16 protein-coding genes and 2 pseudogenes are annotated in these 20,004 nt (G+C 65.2%); 4 read left to right on the top strand and 14 right to left on the bottom strand.

The annotated features are described in order from the left end of the window. The first annotated feature begins 194 nt into the window (after positions 1–194). Positions 195–656, top strand: a complete 462-nt coding sequence (locus BRW65_RS14400; protein WP_042911648.1) for an Hsp20/alpha crystallin family protein — start codon at positions 195–197, stop codon at positions 654–656. A gap of 151 nt (positions 657–807) precedes the next feature. On the opposite strand, the gene BRW65_RS14395 is transcribed toward BRW65_RS14400, so the two are convergent. From BRW65_RS14395 to BRW65_RS31725, 3 genes are all read right to left on the bottom strand, one after another. Then, positions 808–2,937, bottom strand: a complete 2,130-nt coding sequence (locus BRW65_RS14395; RefSeq protein WP_042911647.1) for an amylo-alpha-1,6-glucosidase — start codon at positions 2,935–2,937, stop codon at positions 808–810. Beyond that, entirely contained in the window at positions 2,934–4,112 is a 1,179-nt protein-coding gene (locus tag BRW65_RS14390) for a glycosyltransferase family 4 protein (RefSeq protein ID WP_372506962.1), read from the bottom strand. The genes BRW65_RS14395 and BRW65_RS14390 overlap by 4 nt, the downstream gene beginning before the upstream one ends. A gap of 351 nt (positions 4,113–4,463) precedes the next feature. Further along, positions 4,464–4,682, bottom strand: coding sequence for a hypothetical protein (locus BRW65_RS31725; protein ID WP_042911646.1), 219 nt, complete (start codon positions 4,680–4,682; stop codon positions 4,464–4,466). Positions 4,683–4,978: 296 nt separating this feature from the next. Between BRW65_RS31725 and BRW65_RS32915 the strand changes: the two are divergent. Then, a pseudogene (locus BRW65_RS32915) lies at positions 4,979–6,315 on the top strand (IS256 family transposase); the annotation flags it as partial. 434 nt (positions 6,316–6,749) lie between these two features. On the opposite strand, the gene BRW65_RS31305 reads toward BRW65_RS32915, so the two are convergent. Beyond that, positions 6,750–7,358, bottom strand: coding sequence for a hypothetical protein (locus BRW65_RS31305; protein ID WP_133058024.1), 609 nt, complete (start codon positions 7,356–7,358; stop codon positions 6,750–6,752). Between the two features lie 275 nt (positions 7,359–7,633). Next, complete coding sequence (locus tag BRW65_RS14370) at positions 7,634–8,059, bottom strand: PAS domain-containing protein (RefSeq protein WP_051445881.1); 426 nt, start codon at positions 8,057–8,059, stop codon at positions 7,634–7,636. 946 nt (positions 8,060–9,005) lie between these two features. On the opposite strand from BRW65_RS14370, the gene BRW65_RS14365 reads away from it, so the two are divergent. Beyond that, positions 9,006–11,831, top strand: coding sequence for a hypothetical protein (locus BRW65_RS14365; protein ID WP_051445878.1), 2,826 nt, complete (start codon positions 9,006–9,008; stop codon positions 11,829–11,831). Between the two features lie 32 nt (positions 11,832–11,863). Here the strand turns inward: BRW65_RS14365 and BRW65_RS32910 are convergent, their stop codons facing one another. Both BRW65_RS32910 and BRW65_RS14355 read right to left on the bottom strand, forming a co-directional pair. Continuing rightward, a complete protein-coding gene (locus BRW65_RS32910; RefSeq protein WP_071509895.1) occupies positions 11,864–12,622 on the bottom strand; it encodes a hypothetical protein in 759 nt (252 codons plus the stop codon). Beyond that, a complete protein-coding gene (locus tag BRW65_RS14355; protein WP_080691182.1) occupies positions 12,619–13,323 on the bottom strand; it encodes a hypothetical protein in 705 nt (234 codons plus the stop codon). The genes BRW65_RS32910 and BRW65_RS14355 overlap by 4 nt, the downstream gene beginning before the upstream one ends. A gap of 546 nt (positions 13,324–13,869) precedes the next feature. Between BRW65_RS14355 and BRW65_RS14350 the strand changes: the two are divergent. Then, a pseudogene (locus BRW65_RS14350) lies at positions 13,870–14,553 on the top strand (phosphoribosyltransferase); the annotation flags it as partial. Positions 14,554–14,556: 3 nt separating this feature from the next. On the opposite strand, the gene BRW65_RS14345 reads toward BRW65_RS14350, so the two are convergent. The 7 genes from BRW65_RS14345 to ftsZ all read right to left on the bottom strand — a co-directional run bounded on the left by BRW65_RS14345 (position 14,557) and on the right by ftsZ (position 19,950). Then, positions 14,557–14,898 (bottom strand): hypothetical protein, encoded by a 342-nt coding sequence (locus BRW65_RS14345; protein ID WP_073875667.1) that lies wholly within the window; start codon positions 14,896–14,898, stop codon positions 14,557–14,559. 96 nt (positions 14,899–14,994) lie between these two features. Then, positions 14,995–15,801 (bottom strand): DivIVA-like cell division protein Wag31, encoded by an 807-nt coding sequence (gene wag31 / locus BRW65_RS14340; RefSeq protein ID WP_073875665.1) that lies wholly within the window; start codon positions 15,799–15,801, stop codon positions 14,995–14,997. A 275-nt stretch (positions 15,802–16,076) separates the two neighbouring features. Next, a complete protein-coding gene (locus tag BRW65_RS14335) occupies positions 16,077–16,367 on the bottom strand; it encodes a YggT family protein (protein ID WP_007170773.1) in 291 nt (96 codons plus the stop codon). Positions 16,368–16,512: 145 nt separating this feature from the next. Continuing rightward, positions 16,513–17,154, bottom strand: a complete 642-nt coding sequence (locus tag BRW65_RS14330) for a cell division protein SepF (protein ID WP_073875663.1) — start codon at positions 17,152–17,154, stop codon at positions 16,513–16,515. 62 nt (positions 17,155–17,216) lie between these two features. Then, entirely contained in the window at positions 17,217–17,984 is a 768-nt protein-coding gene (locus tag BRW65_RS14325) for a YggS family pyridoxal phosphate-dependent enzyme (protein ID WP_073875711.1), read from the bottom strand. A 5-nt stretch (positions 17,985–17,989) separates the two neighbouring features. Beyond that, positions 17,990–18,697 (bottom strand): peptidoglycan editing factor PgeF, encoded by a 708-nt coding sequence (gene pgeF / locus BRW65_RS14320; RefSeq protein WP_073875661.1) that lies wholly within the window; start codon positions 18,695–18,697, stop codon positions 17,990–17,992. Between the two features lie 101 nt (positions 18,698–18,798). Beyond that, complete coding sequence (gene ftsZ / locus BRW65_RS14315) at positions 18,799–19,950, bottom strand: cell division protein FtsZ (RefSeq protein WP_073875709.1); 1,152 nt, start codon at positions 19,948–19,950, stop codon at positions 18,799–18,801. Positions 19,951–20,004: the final 54 nt, after the last annotated feature.

Below are 20,004 nucleotides of genomic sequence, written 5' to 3'. Positions count from 1 at the left end.
CTGGGCTGCGGGGCGCTGCGATGGAGTTCCGCTCTGGCACACCGGTCGTTGCCCGTATCCGGTGCAGGGCCGCGCGCCGGCGGGCCTGGCGGCGTCTGGCAGCGGGCCGGTGAGAGCGCTAAAGTTGTTGGCGCACAGTAATTTTGCTGCCCGCCAGGGTGGCGGGCACCGAGTGTGACAGGAGGTGGATTGCTGTGTTGCGTTTCGATCCGTTCACTGATTTCGACGCTCTGGTGCGTGACGTGCTGGCCGGGCCGGTCGGGTCGAGCCGCGGTCCTCGGTTCATGCCGATGGACTTGTGCAAGATCGACGACCACTATGTGCTGACCGCCGATTTGCCCGGGGTCGATCCGGGGTCGATCGACGTCAGCGTGGACAACGGCACCCTGACGGTGTCGGCGCGGCGCACCGCCCGCTCCGAGGAATCGGTGCAGTGGCTGACCGCCGAACGGTTCTTCGGCGAATACCGTCGGCATCTGTGGCTGGGAGAGGGCATCGACGCCTCAGTGATCAGCGCGACGTACGAAAACGGGGTGCTCACCGTCAGCATCCCGCTGGCCGAAGGGGCCAAGCCGCGCCGCATCGAGGTCGCCCACGGCGCGGCACCACACGTCATCGAAGGCCAAGTCGTGCAATCACCCACAGAAACCGCCTAGGACGCTGGTTGCGGCACCCGCGGCGGGCAATACCCGCTGCGGGTCTGTGTGCGCATGTCGGGGGCGGCGTTGTGGCAGCAGCGAATCCACACCATCAGATGATTACGGATCAGGCGGTGCCGCGCACGGAGCGAGCGCGGCGATACCTGGGTCATGCTGAGGAGCTGAGCAGCTGCCAGTCCTCGGGCATCCGATGTATTTTGACCGTGTCACCCTCGGCTTCCAGATCGATGCTGGCGTCTCCCAGGCGCAGGTCGGTCAGCACGACGCGGCCCCACGCCTCGGGCAGATGCGGTGTGACCGCTATCTGGCGCGCCGGCACGTGCGGTTCGAGTCCCAGCAACGATCTGAGCAGCAGGACCGGCGCGGCGCTGGACCAGGCTTGCGGTGAGCACGAGGTGGGGTACGGGATCGGTGAACCGAACTGCGACCGGGGAAATCCGCAGTACAGCTCAGGCAGCCGGGTGCCGAACGCGTCGGCGGCATCCAGCAGGCCGTTAGCCAACCGGTGGGCTAGGACGTGGGCTTCGCGCACATGCGGGTAGCGCAGCAGCCCGGCCACCGCGATCGCGGTGTCGTGCGGCCAGATGGCGCCGTTGTGGTAGCTCATCGGGTTGTAAGCGCCCATCGTGGTGGCCAGGGTGCGCAGCCCGAACCCGCTATCCATCTCACCGGATGCCAGGTGTTTGACCAGCGTTGCGGCGTGCTCATCGGTGGCGATACCGGTCCATAGGCAGTGCGCGACGTTGCTGGTCAACGCATCGACGGGCTGTTTGCGCCGGTCCAGGGCCACCGCGTACCAGCCGCGCTGCGGCAACCAGAACGCCTCGAGGAACCGCGTGCGCAACGCCTGGGCGCGCTCGCGCAGCTGCCCGGCTCCCGTGGGGTCGTCGAATGCCTCGGCCAGCTCGGCGCGCGCCAGCAGGGCCGCGTAGTGATAGCCCTGCACCTCGCACAGCGCGATCGGCGGCTCGGCGGTGCGGCCGGTGGCGTCGTTGATGCCATCGAAGCTGTCTTTCCAGCCCTGGTTGATCAGGCCACGGTCGGTGGCGCGCTGGTACTCGATAAACCCGTCACCATCACGATCGCCGTAACGCTGGGCCCACGACAGCGCCGCATCAGCGGCCGGCAGCAGCGAGCGTACCACTGACGGGTCGGCGCCCCACCGCCACGCTTCGGCCAACAGCATCACAAACAGCACGGTGGCGTCGACCGACCCGTAGTAGACGGCGCCACCCAGCACGTCGGTGCTGGCCGGGCCGCGGCGGATCTCATGCATGATCCGCCCCGGCTCTTCCTCGGTGATCAGGTCCACCCGCCGGCCCTGCACCGCGGCAAGCTGCTGCAAGGTGCCCACCGACAATCCGACGTCCAGCGGCAACGCCATCCACGCGGTCAGCAGGCTGTCGCGGCCGAACAACGTCATGAACCAGGGCGCTCCGGCGGCCACGAACGAACGACCCTGACCGCTCTCGTCATGCATCAGCAGCGCGCCCAGGTCGCTTTCGGTTTGCCGCAGCACCTCGGTGAGCACGCGATGACCCGCCTCCACGGTGGTCGCGGTGTGCCGCCAGGCCTCCAGTTTGCGCGCCGGGGCACTGGACTGCAGGTTCTCGCCGCGACGGAATCGGGTTCGCACGGTGTTGTTGGCCCACGTCGGCTCGGCGAGGATCTCGGTGTGCCAGCGCTGGCCGGCAGCCACCACCACCCGCCAGGTCAGCCACCCCGGTGCCACCACCGGCTCCCCCGAGGCGGTCACCCGCAGGCCGCGGACCCGATCGCCCCACTCCAACAGCACCAGTTCACCGTCGATGGCGGCCACCTCGGCGCCACCGCGCGCCGCGCGGCCCTCCTTGACGGCGAATAGGTCCGCGAAATCGGCGTCGACGTGCAACTGCAACACCACCACGGTGGGTTCGTGGTCGAGGTTTTCCACCGAGATGGTCTCGCGCAACCCGTCGGCCACCAGCCGCTCCCGAACCAGCAGAAGTGTGCTGTCGGCCTGGCCGCCGCGCGGGGCGCGGCGCAACACGAATTGCGCGGCAAACCCCGCCGACGGCTGCACCGACAGCGGTTCGGGCGGCTGGCCGTCGACCCGAAGCTCCCACCGAGACAACACCCGCGCGTCGCGGAAGAACAACCCATGCGCGCGGCCCGCGACCACGTCGCCGAGACAATCGGACAGGCAAAACGTCGACCCCTCCACCAGGGTGACGGTGTCAGCGCCGGCCCCCAGACGCGCCGGCGCACTGGTGTTGAACGCCGCGGGCGCGTCACTCATGCGGTGACCATCTCATCCGTCGACTCACGCCGCCGGGATATCGGGTTGCTCGCCGCCCGAGTAATCTCTTCGCCGTACAGCAGCCGGCGATAGATCCGCTCGTAGCCCGAACCCAACTGCGCCACATCGAAGTTCGCCGCGACATGCCGACGACACGCGTGCGGGTCAAGACTGCCCGCCCGCTCGATCGCGGCCGGCAGCTCAGCCGGCTGCTCACAAATCACACCGGTGACTCCATCGATGAGAACCTCAGCCACCGCTCCGCCGCGCAACGCCACCACTGGCGTGCCACAGGCCATCGCCTCGATCATCACGATCCCAAACGGTTCCTCCCACTGAACCGGAAACAGTAAACACCGCGCACCGGCGAGCAGCTTGCGCTTGCTGACCGCGTCAGCCTCACCGAACACGTGATCGCTGCCGGTCAGCAGCGGACGCACCCGCTGATCGAAGTAGGCCTTCTCCGACGCTTCCGAGCACTTGCCCGCCAACACCAGCGGCACGCCCGCCTCGTGGGCGGCCTGCACGGCCAGGTGCGCACCCTTATACGGGGCGAAACGGCCCAAGAACAACGCATAGTCGCCCTTGTCGGTTTCAAACGGCCACTGCTCGACCTCCAGCGCGTTATGCACGCGCCCAACCCAATTCAGGTCCGGGGCCAATTCGCGCTGGCGATCGCTGATCGCCACCAACGCCACGTCTGCACCCAATCCGCGATAGTACGGGTACAGATCGGCATCAATGGGGCCGTGCACCGTCACCACCGTCGTCAAGCCCAGCCCCCGGTAGACGGGCACGTTGAGCACACCGGCAAAGGTGTGATCGTGCACGATATCGACGCCCTGATCCGCCGCGAGGTCCGCGACGGCGTTACGAACCTTCAATGCATGCATGACCTCCGGATAGGGCTCACCAAGCCGATCCGGAATCGTGCGATCCCACAACGACACAAACCGCGCCGCCGTGCCCGACTCACCAGCCCCCAACACCGTCACCTCATGCCCACGAGCAACCAAAGCATCCACAAGATCAGCAAGCACCGCCTCCACACCCCCATAGCCCTTCGGCGGAACGTCGAAATACGGCGGCGCCACCTGCACAATCCGCAACCGCCGGGCCCGACCATCGGGCCGAGAATGCGTCGACACACCCTGCACGAAATCGATGCTGCGCACTCGGATTTCCTCCTTTCCCAACATCCACAAGCGTTAGCACTTCGATTCCTTGAGTGCTAATTATGGCCCGCTGTGCACGCGCCCGCCACACACCCCAACCGTCACCGACACCCCGCCCGCCACACACACGACGACGGCCGCAACGAGGCCCGTTGCTGAGTGCCTAAAAGCCGAGCGCGATCACCACCGATCGCGAGACGAATCAGCGTTAGCCAGCACCACTCACGAGCTGGCGCCGCGGCCAAACCGGCTCTTCGTGATCGAGCGTGCACCGGTGGTTAGCGGAACGCTGGGGAAGGGTGTCGTGTCGGTGAGCTGAGGCGGGCCCTCGGTGGGTGACGATGCGGGTTCCTACACCAAGCTCCACCAACACCACCGAGGGGACCCGTTGCGCGAGGCCAATGCCTGCCCGCGCTCTGTTGTTGCCGACACGATCATGCGCACGATCGAGTTGGGGGTGACGATCACCGACGCCGCCGTCGACGACACCCAGACCACGATCTTCTGCACCCCCGTGGTGAGGAATCCGCGTTGTCCGGACTGTGGGCGCGACGGCAGGTATCGCGACACCGTGACGCGGCCATTGACCGACCTGCCTGTGGCCGGCCGCCGCCAACCAAAACACCGCGGGGTACCCGAACTGCCAGCCCAGCAGCCCCGACAGCGCAGCACCGGCCATATTGCCAGCGTGATTCCAGGCCTGGTCGCGACCGTTCTGGCCGGTGAACCCGGCCTGGCCCACCACACCAAGGGTGATGCCAATCACTGTCGGGGCGAGGTCGCGTCCGAAAGCCGGTGTAAAAGGGGGCCGGGCGTAGGTTCTGCTTCGAGACCGCCAAGTCATCGAAGTGAAAGGACCTACGCCCGTGCCTGCACGAGTATCACCGACCGATCGTGTTCGCGCCAAGATCGACGAGCTGTTCGCCTCCGATCGTGAGCTGCCCGACATCTTGGAGGAGGTGGCCCGCCTCGGCGCGCAGTTGCTGATGCAGGCCGCGCTGGAGGCCGAGGTGACCGAGTTCCTGGGCCGGGAGCGCTGCCAGCGCGCCGCCGCGGCACCGGATGCCCAGCCCGGGTCACGCAACGGCTATCAGCCGGTGACGGTCAAGACCACCGCCGGCCCGGTCACTTTGGAGCGGCCTAAGCTGCGTGACACGACCACCGCGTTCGCTTCGCGATTGTTCGGCAAGCACGTCACCAAGACCAACGCACTGGAGTCGCTGGTGATCGCCTCATTCGTGCGGGGGTTGTCGGTGCGCGATGTGGAGGCCACCCTGGCCGACGCGCTCGGTGATCAGGCCGCGATCTCGAAATCAACGGTGTCGAGGTATGCCAGGCGATCAAGACCGAGTACGACAGCTGGGCGGCGCGGAGGCTCGACGAGGTGGTGCTGGACTACCTGTTCTTGGATGCGTCGTTCTTCCGGATACATCCTGGCTCGCCGGCCGAGCCGGTCTTGGCCGGCTGGGGCATCACCACCGACGGCAAACCCGTCTTCGTCGGCCTGGCCCCTGGTGCCGGCGAGTCGACCGACGCCTGGGCCGATTTCTTGACCGACCTGCGCGACAGGGGCTTGGGGTGCCCGCTGCTGGTCATCTCCGACGGCGCGGCCGGCCTGATTGCCGCGATCGAGCAGGTCTTGCCGGCCGCGCTGCGGCAACGCTGCCTCATCCACCGGCTACGCAATATTCTGGTCAAGATCCCCGCCGGGATGCAGGCCGAGATCCGCGACGGCTACTGGGCCTGCTTTGACACCGCCGAGGTCAACACCGGGCCCGGTCCGCGCCTGGTCGAGCTCGTCGACGCCCGGCTGACCGCGTTCGCCGAGCGTTACGGCACCACGTATCCGGCGGCGATGAAGATCGTGCTGACCGATCGCGAAGGCCTGACCGCCTATCTGAGGTTCCCGGCCGAACACCATCACCGCATCCGCCACTCGAACTTCATCGAACGCACCTTCGGTGAAACACGGCGCCGCGCAAAGGTAATCGGCCGCTTCCCCGGAGAAACCAGCTGCATCAGCATCGCCTGGGCTGTCCTCGACCGCGCCTCCCGCGGCTGGCGCGGCCTCGCCATGACCCCCGCGGGGCTGCGTCAACTGCAAGACCTACGCCGCAGCCTGCTGCAACCACCCCGCCAACTGCGACCCCAGCACAACCAGGACTGCCCAAACAACACCACCGAAACCGCCAGCGCCACGGCGTCACATCAACCACCGAAGCCAGAACCTTCATCGGCCTCATTTACACCGGATTCCGGACGCCACCATCGTCACCCCAGCAATACACATGGCGGCCTGCGCAGCACCGATGACCCAAAACTGTCGCGCCGAGAGGATCAGCGCAGAGGCCGTCACCGTGCACGCGCCGACGGCGACGACACAGGCCCGCTTGCGCGTGGTCGCATCAACCAGCGCTCCCGCCGGTGCGACCGCGACCATGCCAACAATGGCACCCAGGGTGACCACCATACCGGTAGCGGCGGTGCCCCAACCACGACTCTGCAACACCACACCAAAAACGGGCCCATGCCGGCCGACATGTCGGCCATAAAGAAGTTGACGGCAAGTAAGGCTGTCCGATCACATCTCGACCCAATCGGCCTGGTCATTGGCCCCACTGCACCCCACCCGATAATTTACTCGACCGCCAAGGGCCCGCGGCGTTCGATTAGTGTCACTGCTGCATCAATCAGATACTTCGCGATAACATGAACAGCGGAGCGGGCAGGCAGCACCTTGCACACGAAGGCAGGGTTGCTTGCTGTCGCGCGGCGGATCACTTCTCGGCAGCCGGGGGCGAATTCAGCCCGCTGCTCAATAAACCCGAAGGCATACGGGCTTATTGAGAAGGACGTTCGCTCATACCGGATGCAGTGCCCATCGGAGCTAATGGCGTAACCGCAGACCTGATCGGCGTCGGCGGTCAAGGGCCAAAATGGTGCCGCCACGTCGAAATGGCACACGATCTCAAAGTGAGAGCGCCCTGCGGGCGGCGCGTCGCGATCCGCGAATCGTGAACTACAAGTCGTGGCGATGTCATAGGGGCGCACCCGGTATTGGCGCATCAAATAAACAAAAGCCTCTGTTGCCGCGCGAGCCGCCGCGGGCAGATCTTCGGCCCAGGCCGTCGCTGCCGACGCCAGTTCACCGTTACTGCGGTGTTGGGACTCCACCTCCCGATCAGGGATAACGATCGATGGCTGCAGACATATATTTCTGATAACACAAGCGGAAAACTTCCACAAGCTGTAAGGGCAGGTTTGCGCTGAAAGCACGGCCTGGGCCGGTAGGCGGTCGTCTCCCGAGAACCTGGCTACGTCGAACGGCCCTGCAGGCGTCGGACGGGCCGCAGGTGGTGCAAGTCGATGCTGAACAGTGCGTGATCGACTCGGGCCAGTCGATCGGGCAGGGTCACGCCATTGTCGAAATTTGATGTTGGTCGCCTGGGAACAGCCACCAAGATATCGAAGGCGCGCGGCCCGAGCGCCGTAGGCGACGATGAACACCTGTGTGGGCCTGATTAATCTGCCCCCGCGCAACCGCCGTCTCCGAGATCGTCGTGGTGATGTCCTCCCGAATCGCCCGTGGTGACATCCAGGTAAAACCCCGAAGTGCCGATGACCGAACCCGACTCGTCGACCATGCTGTCACCCACCACGACCACAAAGCGGGTATGCCCGGCCGTGTCAATGATGCGGTGCCGACTGTTAAAGGGCTCCCCCTGCAGCACCCGATCCAAAACAGCCGTGACTTGCTGGCGATCGTCGGGATGTTTGTGCAGCAGGAGCAGCTCGGTGGTCGGTGTCACCGTTCTCGGCTCATAGCCATGCATCCGGGCAACCGCCTTTGACCACTCCCAGCGCTGGCCATCAAGGAAAAACCGGAACCGACCGACCCGCTGCGCCGTGCCAGCCACCACAGCGGCGTCATCGAAGTCGTCAACCACTTCACAACCTCCTGCCCGCACCGCAGAAGCCTCTGTCTGGGCTGGCGTGTGGGCGCGGCGAAGCCTCCGGGGTCACGTAGCACATCGGAATCGTCACCATCTTTGTCGAGCTCCCGACATAGTTTGCACTTTTCGACACTGGCTTTGCGCTCCGAGTGTGATCTGGCTGGTCGCGATAATCTGTTCCTAGCAACAGAGATAATTCATGTCAAATGCATGATTCTTCGTAGCTCACCGAGCCGACATGTCTATGTCCGTAAACGGATGTGGCCCCACCTCCTGATCTTTTCGACCCCGAACCGACCCGACGTGACCCGTCAGACCGCCTGATGCTGAGCAGTGATTACTGATGCTGAGCAATGATTAGAGGTCTGTAGATGAGCCTCGGCGAGGCGGAACGGGCGGACCTTCCCGAGGACGATCTGAAGTCCGTTTGTCTGATCAAGGACCGGCGTCGGCGCCCTGATTCGGGAAGCTACGCCCATGCTCACGGTTGTGGCAGCGGTGCGCCCCCTCTGCAACAGCACGAGAGATCGCTACGCTTGCATCCACTGCACGCCCGATGACTCACGTCGCAAACTCGACTGGTCAGGTCAGACTCAGTTGAAAGGTCTCGACCCGTGTCGCAGATGGCCAAGTCCCCCTCGGACACAATCTTGTTAGCTGGCAGTGTCCGTAAATCAGCTCCGAACTGCATCGGAGCGGATTTTTCGTGGTTGCTTACGTCCACTCGACACCGACACGGACCCCCACAACTAACGCCGGCGGCGAAAGCACCGCCGCGAAGAACTCACCACTGCGACCACCGAGGTCGCAGGCGATCAGACCTGCCGATTAGTAACGGATTCAAGAGGACCGTGAATTGCTTCGACATGTCTCCGGACTCACCGCGATTCAATGCGCCGCGTCCTGGTGACACTGGCGGACGTAAAGGTTCAGCCGGACTGTGGTGGATAGTCTGGCGACCAAGTACCTGACAACGACGGGGAGCAGAATGGTCGCGTTGGGCGGCGGTGGTATCGCAGCCTTCGGTCTCAGGTACCAGTACCTCGTAACGGCCGAATACGTCTTGGGCTTCCTTCGAAATAACCTCGCTCTGATACCGCACACGACGCTGGTGATCGAGCCGCTGCATAGGAAGGACGATGGCAAAGACGACGATGTAGTCGACTTCGCGGTCGAGATCGACGACGAGCCATCGCACAACGTGCAGGTGAAGTCGTCCTCTGAGCCCGATGATCACCCACTGCAACCGGCTGCTGCGGGAGAAGTCTTCGACCGACTTGTGATCCACCCCGCTGAAGAGAGAATTCTGCTCACGAACAAGCCCCTCTCGCCCGTCCTGGCCGACGCGGCGATAGAGCAAACGACCTATGCGAGCCGGACGGAGTACACCTGGCCGTCGGGCCCGCAGGCACCTGTTGGAGCTGCGGAACCGCGCATCATCTTCGACTCGCGAAGCACGGCTGAGTTGTTCGACTCAATCACGGAGTTGATCAAAGGTTTCCGCGTGGAGCGTGGACGCTCGCCAGGCACCGTCACCTGCCAGCTGCTGGTCTCGATCCTTGTCGACTTCATCTTCAGCGCTGCGGCGGGGACAGAACCAAGCAGAATTTCCGCCCTCGATCTCCTCGACAAGCTCGTCATGCCGGACGCAGCGATCGCGCAAGTCGCCGGCGGATTTGATTGGGGCTTACCGATTACCAACATCCCCAACTATCTGTCGACCGTTCCCAGGCTGGGCTACCTCAATGAGATTCAAAGCCATCTCGACCTTACGAAGGAAGTGTCGACTCCTTCTCGCGTGGTGTTAGCGGGCCGGACAGGAAACGGGAAAACCGTTCTTGCATCGGACTATTGCCATATTGAAGCCATCTCGTACGCGTTCATATGTTGGGTCGACTGTCGCGACGTTGACTTCATCGAACCGCAGATCCGCAATCTGATTGAGCAGTTGAACGAGACCGTCCCAGGTGGCACGACAATCGGGCCGGTGTTCGCCGGCATCCTCGGCCGCCACCCGGGCCCTTGGTTGCTCATCTTCGATGGACTCCAAAACCGCACAGATATCGAGGAATACATCCCGTCGCGAGGTTACGGCTCGATTATCGTCGCATCCAATAACAGTCTCAACTGGTGGCCAACTGCTCCGGTTATCGAAGTGGCTGAGTTCACCGAAGATGAAGCCATCGATTGCTTTGCAGCGTATGCGGATATCGGGCCCGCAGATCTCGACCGTGCCCGCGATTCGATCCGCGAGATTGTTGTCCGTTTGGGTCTGGTGCCCTTGGCTGTGAGCATGTCTGCGATCTACTTCAAGAACACTGAGGGTCAACTCGACGAGTTGGCTTTGCAGTACTTCAGCGATTTGGAAGCGCTCGCCGACGATGCATCGATACCGCCCGGCTTCCCGTCGACGGCGTTTGCAGCTATCCAGCATGCCGCCCGCAGCTTGGCAAAAGGCACGCGAACCGGGCAGGTGTACGGCAGGTCGGCGCGGGCCGTCGTGGAGATCGGCTGTCTGCTTGCACCAGAACTGTTGCCACTCAACTTCGTTCTGCAGGCGACAGACGAATCAGTCTACGTCGATCTTGCGAACCTCCCGGTACCAACCGAGGTAGATCAAGCTGTTCGTCGGGGAGTTCTGTCTGCGTTGCGCACGCAGTCCATCGCTCAGCGAGTTGTGAACGACGGGGAAGGTAACCGCACACCCGTCAGTGAGACGGTTGCGGTCCATCCCCTCGTACACGACATTCTCCGCCGGTCATACTTGGCCGCTGTACCCCACGGCTATCTAGAGTCCCAGTGCACCGTATTCATGTACTTCCTTGTCGGGTGGCTGGGAAAGTTGCGCGACCAAGGCGAATTCTTCGCAGTCGAACAGCTTCGCGTCCACGCCGATGATCTTCTGGCGCTCATCGCGGAGAACGAGCCGTTATCATCGATGTCGAGGCAGAGTCTCCGTGTATTCACCTACGCAAAAGCACTTCTGCGCGCCGAGCTCAGCACGTGCGCAGCGAGTCGTGGCAGGCTGCAGCAGGCACTTGAACTCGGTCATGCCGCAACACAGGACCTGGCGCCGTGGCTGCATGAGCAACATGCGCGACTCATCCGAGCCAAGATTCTCAGCAACATGATCGGCGATCTATCCATCGGCGAGGCAGCCCCGGAGATGGTCTCCACACTCGTGAACCCACTCCTGGTCGCGGTTCGCGAAGCTACAGCCAGCGCGGACGAGTCGAAACGCAGGTTCGGCTACGTAATCGCCGCCGAGACCCTCAGCTACCTCAATCGCACCGATCTGCACCGCAATTCGCCGCTATTAGCCGGAGCGCGGACCGAACTCGCCGGCATCGCGGACAGTGACCCCTCTGCGAATCCTGGCGGTGCGATACAGAACAATCTCGCGAATCGTCTCTACGAGGCGGGGCAGTTTGAGGAACTCCTTCGTCACGTACTCCTATGGCGGGAAGCCAATGAGTCAATCGAAAACGGCGTGCTCCTCGACGCGTTGATGATCGTGTGCCAACTCCATACTGACGATATCGACAATGCGCTAGCCGCGACTGACGCTCTCGTCTCCACCAGCGTGCACGCCAACTACGTACTTCTATCCATGCACGAAGCCTTGAAGAAAGTTGGCCGAGAACTCCACCGGGTGATCCCTACGCTGCCCGCACATCGCGATCGTCTCCAATCCGCGCTGGAGCGCGTACTTGCGCGATACAACCAACTCAGCGATTTGTCGGGAGGAGCTCCTCCCGACAGCTAGGACACTCGAAGCACTGATAACACCCAGGATTGTCAGCCGCCGCTCAGGACTCGCAGTGCTGCGTGCCCTCGTCGTGAGTTTGTCCCCGTAGCTATCCACGATCGATGGCCAAGATCACTGAGCATCGTCCACAGCGCGGCGATACGTTTGCGGTCGCTGCCAATCATCCGAGCGCGATCACCAACCGGATCGGTCACTGCGCAGGCCAGCACTGCCGCGTCATCGAGATGGCGACCGCGATCACGCGAGTCATCCAGGTAGGCAGCGCCTTTGAGCACCAACGCGCCCAGCACGTCAGGAATGCTGAGCGTGACGGCGCCCGCGCCGGCAGTCACCTCACAGTTGACCGTCTTGCGCAGCGCCGAAGTCCCACCCGGGACGGCAAACACCTTCCGCTGCAACACCTTCGGATGAAGCTTGAGCGGAAGGCGATCGGCCACCATGACATCGACCGTCTCGCCGTCGCCAGCACCACGGACGAAACGGTGTACCGGCCCGCTGCCGACGGGTTCACGCAGGCGATATCCGAGGCGTTCCAAGTCACGCCGGACACCACCAAATGTCGCCGCTCCGGTCTCGATGTGCAGGATCATGTCCACATCACGCGTGGCGCGGGTCAGCGGCAACCCCGCCCGCACCGCATGCAGCTGCACCATCAATCCACCCACCAGCGTCCACTGCGTGCAGGGGACGGCGTGGGCGATCTCGACGAGCTGCGGCCACGGCGACGGCCATCCGCCGGCCGGGGCATCCACCTGCCAGAGCGGTCGATTCTCGGCCTGCGGACTCATCGGTCCCGTCGTCCCGACACGCGCCGGCCGGTGTCACCGGAACGAAACCGGTCGAGCAGATCCTCCAGGACACCGATCCCCGCAGCAGACTCACGGGTGTCCAGCGACTCGGCCAAGTCGACCGCCACCGCGGCCGTCACGATGTGGTCGACCGCGTAGCCGGCATCCTCAGGCACCACCCGCACGATCACGTCACCCCCCACGTCATCGATAAGCCCGGCCGCGCCGACCACGCCGGCCAAATCGCGAGCACGAACATAACCCTCGACTCGCCCATCGACAGCCGTGAGATCGAACAGCTGCGACATCGCCTCATCGTGCAATGCACTGACTCCCGAGGCCAGCAGCCCGGTATCGGTGCCCCACCCACGCATCCGAAGCACCGACGCGCGGCGACGCGTCATCCAACACAACTGCGACGCGCCGCCAGCCCGCAGCCGATGCCGCAGCCGCGACAACGCCGAGGCGTCCAGCCAATCCACACGCTCACCGGAGAGCAACGCGAGTGCCGCCCACGCCGTGGCCGGCGTCCATGGGCGCCCATTGTGGCGGACCTGGTTTGCCAGCCGATGCACCGACGCACCATCCAACAACAACGCACCGCCAACCGTCCGCGTCACCGTCAACTCCCCCGCACGGGCAAGCCGCGCGACCTGCCGCGCCGAAACCCCCAGGATCTCCGCACCTGCCACAGCCGTCATCTCACTCACACATATATAGTCGACCAGAGGACGCATTTACGCAATATATGCAGCTCAAACTCATGACGATGGCCATCGGCCGTTCCGTCAACGACCGAGTTGGAAGGTCTCAACTCGTGTCGCAGGTGGACAACTCCCCCCTCGGACACGCGACTGAGGCGAGGAAATGAACGCTCGCGTTATTTCCGAGCCGATGGAGGGTGTTGAGCGGCGAAGCCGCGATCACACGCGCTCTGCGCGAGATGAACGCTCGCGTTATTTCCGAGCCGATGGAGGGTGTTGAGCGGCGAAGCCGCGATCACACGCGTTGTGCAGGCCTTCAAGTCGCGGCCTGCCTCAGTCCCGCAATCGGGGCGGAGAAATGGCTCCTGCACTGCAACTTCGATGCATGGCGGCACGAACGAATCTCCCGTAGTCCCCCCACGTAGCGTCGGACGTAACGCCAGCCAAATCTGGTTCCCGCGTTGACCGGTCAACCGCAGGCATGATGGTGCCCACGCAGGCGTCGAGCTGGCCCCCGGCCGGGGCAGGAGCCCGTAGGCTGGAATGCGACCGATGACACCCGACGGATTTCTCCGGCACTCTGCGACGCGCACCTTCCGCGACCGCCGCGAGGCTGGCCGCGCGCTGGCCGAGCAGCTGGTGTCCTACCGCGACAGGGACGACGTGCTGGTGTTCGGGCTCGCCCGGGGCGGCGTGCCGGTGGCTTGGGAGATCGCCGCGGCGCTGCACGCTCCGCTGGATGTATTCCTGGTCCGCAAGCTCGGGGTGCCGCGCTGGTCGGAGCTTGCGATGGGCGCGTTGGCCAGCGGCGGTGGTGTCGTGATGAACGACGACGTGGTATCGAGCCTGCAGATCAGCGACGAGCAGATCCGCGAGGTAATCCAAAGCGAGACAACCGAACTCGCCCGCCGTGAGCACGCGTACCGGGGCGATCGCGGGCTGGCCGACCCCCGCGGCAAGGTGGTGATCCTGGTCGACGACGGCATCGCGACGGGGGCCAGCATGCTGGCCGCCGTCCGGGCGGTGCGAGCCGCGGACCCGAAATCTATCGTCGTCGCGGTGCCGGTGGGGCCGCGGTCGACCTGCCGTGAGCTGCGCCTCGAGGCGGACGAGGTGGTCTGCGTGACGATGCCGCCCGGGTTCGAAGCCGTCGGCCAGGTGTACGCCGACTTCCATCAGGTGAGCGACGACGAGGTGCGCGAAACGCTCGCCACGCCCACCGGCTGAGGCTTACTTGGCGGCCTCGTCGCCGCGGCCCTCCGCCGACACGGTCGACTGTTCCGTCGCCTCCGAGGACGGCGGCGTGCCGGCCTCCGCCGGGGCTTCGTAAGCGCCCTCCTCGGGCGCCTCCTCGGGGTAGTCGACGGCCTCTTCGCCGGCCTCGTCCTGGTTCTGGTCCGCAGCGCCCGCGTCGCGGCGCTGCCGCTCCTGCAACGCGTCGATGATCAACAGCACCACGCCCAGCACGCTGGCGCCGATGCACACCCAGGCCACCAACTCGTTGCTGGTGACGACGGCGAACACCAACGCGACGAGACCGACGAGGGCCAGTACCAGCGCAATGATCAGCATCGGTCATCCTCCAAGCGGCGAGCGAGACAGCCAGTTCGTGTGCAGGTCTAGTGTGCCAACCGCGCAGCTGGGCGAGTGTCCGGCACTCCTGTGAGGCTAGTTGTTACCCCGGTTGAATTGGTCGAATCCACCGGCGTCGGCGCTGGAGTCGACGGGCGCGGCCGATCCGCGCTGGCCGAGCTCCTCCAGCTGCGATTCCAGGTAGGTCTTGAGCCGGGTCCGGTATTCGCGTTCGAAGGTGCGCAGCTGCTCCAGGCGGCCTTCCAGGACGGTGCGCTGCTGGTTGATCGTCCCCATGATCTCGGAGTGCTTGCGCTCGGCGTCGGCCTGCAGGGCGTCGGCCTTCTCCTGGGCCTGGCGCAGCTGGGTCTCGGAACGGGTTTGGGCGTCCGCGAGCATCGCGTCCGCGCGCTGCCGGGCCTCGGTCACCGTGGTCTCGGCCGTCTGGCGGGCCTCGGAGAGGATCTGGTCGGCGTTGGCGCGGGCGTCGGCCAGCATCTTGTCCGACTCCGCCTTGGCCGTGCTGGTCAGCCGGTCCGCGGTGTCCTGGGCCAGGCTGAGCACCCGAGCGGCCTTCATGGCCTGCTCCTCGTTGCTCGACGAGGAAGCGGCGGGCGCGGCCACCGGTGCCGGCTTGGGCGCCGGCTCGGGCTCGGGGAAGGGAATCGCCTGAGTGGGGGCAGCGGCGGCGGCCGGGGTGACGCTCGCGCCACCTCCGGAGGCCAGCTCCTGGTCCAGCTCCTCGATCCGCTGACGCAGATCGCTGTTCTCTTCGATGAGCCGCGTCAGCTCGGCTTCCACTAGATCGAGGAAGGCGTCGACCTCGTCTTCGTTGTAGCCCCGCTTGCCGATCGGTGGCTTACTGAACGCCACATTGTGGACGTCGGCTGGTGTAAGCGGCATTGTTTCGTCCCCTCAAGTTCCTGTCTAACGTTCTGGAAAGTGTAGAACGCAGTGGTAGCCGTGGTGCAACTGCCGTCCATCCTGTCACACCAGACGCGACGGTTGCTGTTAAGGCCAATAAATAAGAACCAATTTCAAACGCTCAGGGCAATAAAATCCGAAACCTTAGAATTTTTAAATCGCAGCCACCAAACCGAGGCTAAAACGTGGCCGAACCGTCTCCGTGCCGGAAGCCGGCCCGCGGCCGGCGATCGAAAGTGGGCCCGAAAATAAGGCTAGGCGGCCGCGCCGAAGGCGAGCTGCATGCCGATGAACGCGACCAACAACAGCACCATGATGGACAGGTCGAAGCGGACCGCCCCGATCGTTAGCTGAGGGATCAGCCGACGCAGCAATTTCACCGGCGGATCGGTGATCGACATGATGATCTCGAGGATCACCACGGTGATGCCGGTGGGATGCCAGTCACGGCTGAACGAGCGGATGAACTCGACGACGACCCGGGCGATGAGCAGCAGCCAGAAGATGAACAGCGCGAACCCAAGGATCTGAAAGAACAGCACCAACTGAAGAGCCCCGACCTTACCGATGAGATGTCATGCGCCGCAGGCGTGCGCGGCGCCTGCCAGCGTACCGACTCTGGGCGCTCGGCCACATCTCAGCCGGCCGGGCCAGCGAACGCGGCGGCCGATCGGCGCCGCCGAGCCGGGTCTATTGGTAAGCGTAGAAGCCGGTTTCGGCGATCCGCCGACGCTCCTCCGGGGACACGTCGACGTCGGCGGGCGACAGCAGGAAGACCTTGGTGGCGACCTTGTCGAAGGAGCCGCGCAACGCGAAGGCCAAGCCGGCCGCGAAGTCGACGAGCCGCTTCGCGTCGGCGTTATCCATCGACACCAGGTCCATGATGACCGGGGTGCCGTCGCGGAACCGCTCGCCGATGGTGCGGGCCTCGCTGTAGTCCTTGGGCCGCAGCGTGGTGATCTTGGAGAGCGGGTGGCCCTCTTCGAACATCATCGCCATGCGTCGTGGGTCCATCGCCAACGCGCCACGGGTCGAGTTGCGCAGCCAGGACCCGAAGCGTGGCCTGCCCATCTCGGGCCGCTCGAACTCGCGGGGGTGGACGGCGCCGTAGCGTGGCTCATCCGCGTAACCGCCGCGGTAGCCGCTCGGCGGCGGGTAGTCGGCGGGCTCGCGTGGGTCGTCGTAGTCGCGACCCTCGTAGCGGCCGTACCCGTCGTCGAAACGCGGGCGCGGGAAACCGCGGGACGGCGCGTGGTCGTCGTAATACTCGTCGTCGTAGTCGTCCATCGGGGCCATACCGAAATAGGCCTTGACTTTGTGCAGTGTGCTCATTGCGTTGACCCCTTCTAGCCCCTGATGCGTGGTGTCAGTGATGAAGATGTGACTACAGTGACTTAATACGGTGACGGTAGCGGCCGTGGGCCCAATAGCGCGGTACCGACACGCACACATGTCGAACCGTGTTTGACGGCAATCTCGAAATCGTCGGACATGCCAGCGGACAGCCCGACCGCGCCGGGATGCGACTCGAGCACGCGCAGATGCTCGGTTCGCAGGCGCCCGAAGGCCGCGTCGGGATCCGAACCCAGCGGCGGGATGGCCATCAGCCCGGCCAATTCCAGGTGTTTCGACTCCTCGGCCTGCGCGCACAGCCGGTCGACCGCCCCCGGCACCGCGATGTCGACGCCGCCGCGCGACTCGTCGCCGTCGAGGCTGAGCTGGACGTAAATCCGCATCGGATGGGCGCGGCGTCCCTCCGCCAGGGCGGCCGACACACCCCGATCGAGCGCGCTGACCAGGTGTGAGCTGTCCACGGAGTGGGCGGTATGCGCCCACCGGGCGACCGAGCGAGCTTTGTTGCGCTGGATGTGGCCCACCATGTGCCAGCGCATGTCCGGAACGTCCGTCCGCGATAAGAGTTTGGTGACTTCGCCCACTTTCGCCGACGCTTCCTGATCCCGCGATTCACCAACGGCCCGGCAACCCAATCGCGACAAAGTCACCACATCGGTTGCTGGGAAGAATTTGGTAATCGGCAGAAGTTTGATTTCACTGACATTGCGGCCCGCCGCTTCGGCGGCCGCCGCAAGGCGCGCACGCACCGCGGCTAATGCATGGGTCAATTCCGTTTCGCGGTCCCCCGCCGGCATGTCCGCCGCCATCGCGGTCACTCCATCCACACCAGCGAGGCCAGCCGCCCGGTGGGCGCGTCCCGGCGGTGGCTGAACAATGTCGGGTCGGCGACCGTGCAGCGCGGATCGATGTCGATCGCCGTGAGACCCAGATCCTTGAGCTGGCAAGCGATTCCGGCCCGAAGGTCGAGGCCGGGGGTGCCTGACGCTGTGGTGGTGCGGCTGCCGGGTAGTGCGGCTTCCACCTCGTCGGCCATGGCCGCAGGCACCTCGTAGTTGCGGCCACTGACCGCCGGGCCCAGCAGGGCCGAGGTGTCCTCCGGGCGCGCGCCCAGCTCGACCATCGCCTCCACGGTGCGGGCCACCACCCCGAGCTGGGCGCCGACGCGGCCGGCGTGCACGGCCGCGGCCACTCCGGCGCGGGCGTCGGCGAGCAACACCGGCACGCAGTCGGCGGTCACCACCGCCAGCGCCAGCCGGGCGGTGCCGGTCACCAGCGCGTCGGTGCCGTCGACGGCGCCGGCGCGGGGCCCATCGACCACCTCCACCCGGTCACCGTGGACCTGGTTCATCCACACGACGCGCTGGGGCTTGAGTCCGATGGTGGCGGCCAGCCGGTTTCGATTGGCGGCCACCGCCGCCGGATCGTCGCCAACGTGGTCGCCCAGGTTGAAGGTGTCGAACGGTGGACCGGAGACACCACCGGCGCGGGTGGTGGTCACCCGCCGGATGCGCACGCTCACTTCTTCAGTATCCGGAGCTCCCCGGCTGCCGACGGGCAGCGCCATCCAAGCTCTAGTTTTCGTGGCCGGTTTGTCGCGCACGGGCAAGCAAACCGAGACCCTCAGCGGCGCATGAACGGCGGCACGTCGACGTCGTCGTCGTCGCCACCGATATTGAGCGTGGCGCCGTTGGTGTGAACCGGAACGCTGACCGCGTCGACGGGTTCGAACAATGTCGAGGTGAGCTTGCCGGCCTTGGCCGATTCGATGCGATGTGCGCCGCCCTTTTCGGCGGCGTTGTCCCCGGTGACCGGTCTACGGCCGGGACCGGTGGCGCTGAAGCCCGCGGCGATGACGGTGACGCGCACCTCGTCGCCCAGCGAGTCGTCGATGACGGTGCCGAAGATGATGTTGGCGTCCTGATGGGCGGCGTCCTGCACCAGCGAGGCCGCCTCGTTGATCTCGAACAGGCCCAGGTCGCTGCCGCCGGCGATCGACATCAGCACACCCTGGGCGCCTTCCATCGACTGCTCCAGCAGCGGCGAGTTGATCGCGATCTCGGCGGCCTTGAGCGAGCGGCCCTCGCCGCGGGCCGAGCCGATGCCCATCAGCGCGGTGCCCGCACCGGACATGATGCCCTTGACGTCGGCGAAGTCGACGTTGATCAGGCCCGGCGTGGTGATCAGGTCGGTGATGCCCTGCACGCCGTTGAGGAGCACCTCGTCGGCGCTGCGGAACGCGTCCATCAGGGATACCGCGGCATCCCCCATCTGCAGCAGCCGGTCGTTGGGGATGACGATCAGGGTGTCGCAGCTTTCCCGCAGCGTGTTGATGCCGCCTTCGGCCTGCGAACCGCGGCGCTTGCCCTCGAAGGAGAACGGCCGGGTGACCACGCCGACGGTCAGCGCACCCAGCTTCCGGGCGATGCTGGCGACGACGGGCGCGCCGCCGGTGCCCGTGCCGCCACCCTCGCCGGCGGTGACGAACACCATGTCCGCGCCGCGCAGCAGCTCCTCGATCTCGTCCTTGGCGTCCTCGGCGGCCTTGCGGCCGACCTCCGGGTCCGCCCCGGCGCCCAGTCCGCGGGTGGAGTCGCGGCCGACGTCGAGCTTGACGTCGGCATCGCTCATCAACAGCGCCTGCGCGTCGGTGTTGATCGCGATGAACTCCACGCCTTTGAGGCCCTGTTCGATCATCCGGTTGACGGCGTTGACGCCGCCACCACCGATACCCACAACCTTGATGACGGCCAGGTAGTTATGCGGGGGGGTCATCATCTCGTCTTCCTCCCTGGTGGGGATTCGGTTCTTCCGGTCACTGACGGTTCT

This window comes from Mycobacterium paraffinicum, assembly GCF_001907675.1.
Lineage (GTDB): Bacteria > Actinomycetota > Actinomycetes > Mycobacteriales > Mycobacteriaceae > Mycobacterium > Mycobacterium paraffinicum_A.
Note: the sequence above shows the minus strand (reverse complement) of the source record. Positions and strands in the feature narration are given on the sequence as shown.

What these genes read in the sequence shown, in the direction of transcription:
- BRW65_RS14395 (WP_042911647.1), bottom strand. Translation starts at nt 2,937, where the DNA reads ATGAGTGACGCGCCCGCGGCGTTCAACACCAGTGCGCCGGCGCGTCTG.
- BRW65_RS32910 (WP_071509895.1), bottom strand. Translation starts at nt 12,622, where the DNA reads ATGAGTCCGCAGGCCGAGAATCGACCGCTCTGGCAGGTGGATGCCCCG.
- BRW65_RS14355 (WP_080691182.1), bottom strand. Translation starts at nt 13,323, where the DNA reads ATGACGGCTGTGGCAGGTGCGGAGATCCTGGGGGTTTCGGCGCGGCAG.
- BRW65_RS14345 (WP_073875667.1), bottom strand. Translation starts at nt 14,898, where the DNA reads ATGCTGATCATTGCGCTGGTACTGGCCCTCGTCGGTCTCGTCGCGTTG.
- wag31 (WP_073875665.1), bottom strand. Translation starts at nt 15,801, where the DNA reads ATGCCGCTTACACCAGCCGACGTCCACAATGTGGCGTTCAGTAAGCCA.
- BRW65_RS14330 (WP_073875663.1), bottom strand. Translation starts at nt 17,154, where the DNA reads ATGAGCACACTGCACAAAGTCAAGGCCTATTTCGGTATGGCCCCGATG.
- BRW65_RS14325 (WP_073875711.1), bottom strand. Translation starts at nt 17,984, where the DNA reads ATGGCGGCGGACATGCCGGCGGGGGACCGCGAAACGGAATTGACCCAT.
- ftsZ (WP_073875709.1), bottom strand. Translation starts at nt 19,950, where the DNA reads ATGACCCCCCCGCATAACTACCTGGCCGTCATCAAGGTTGTGGGTATC.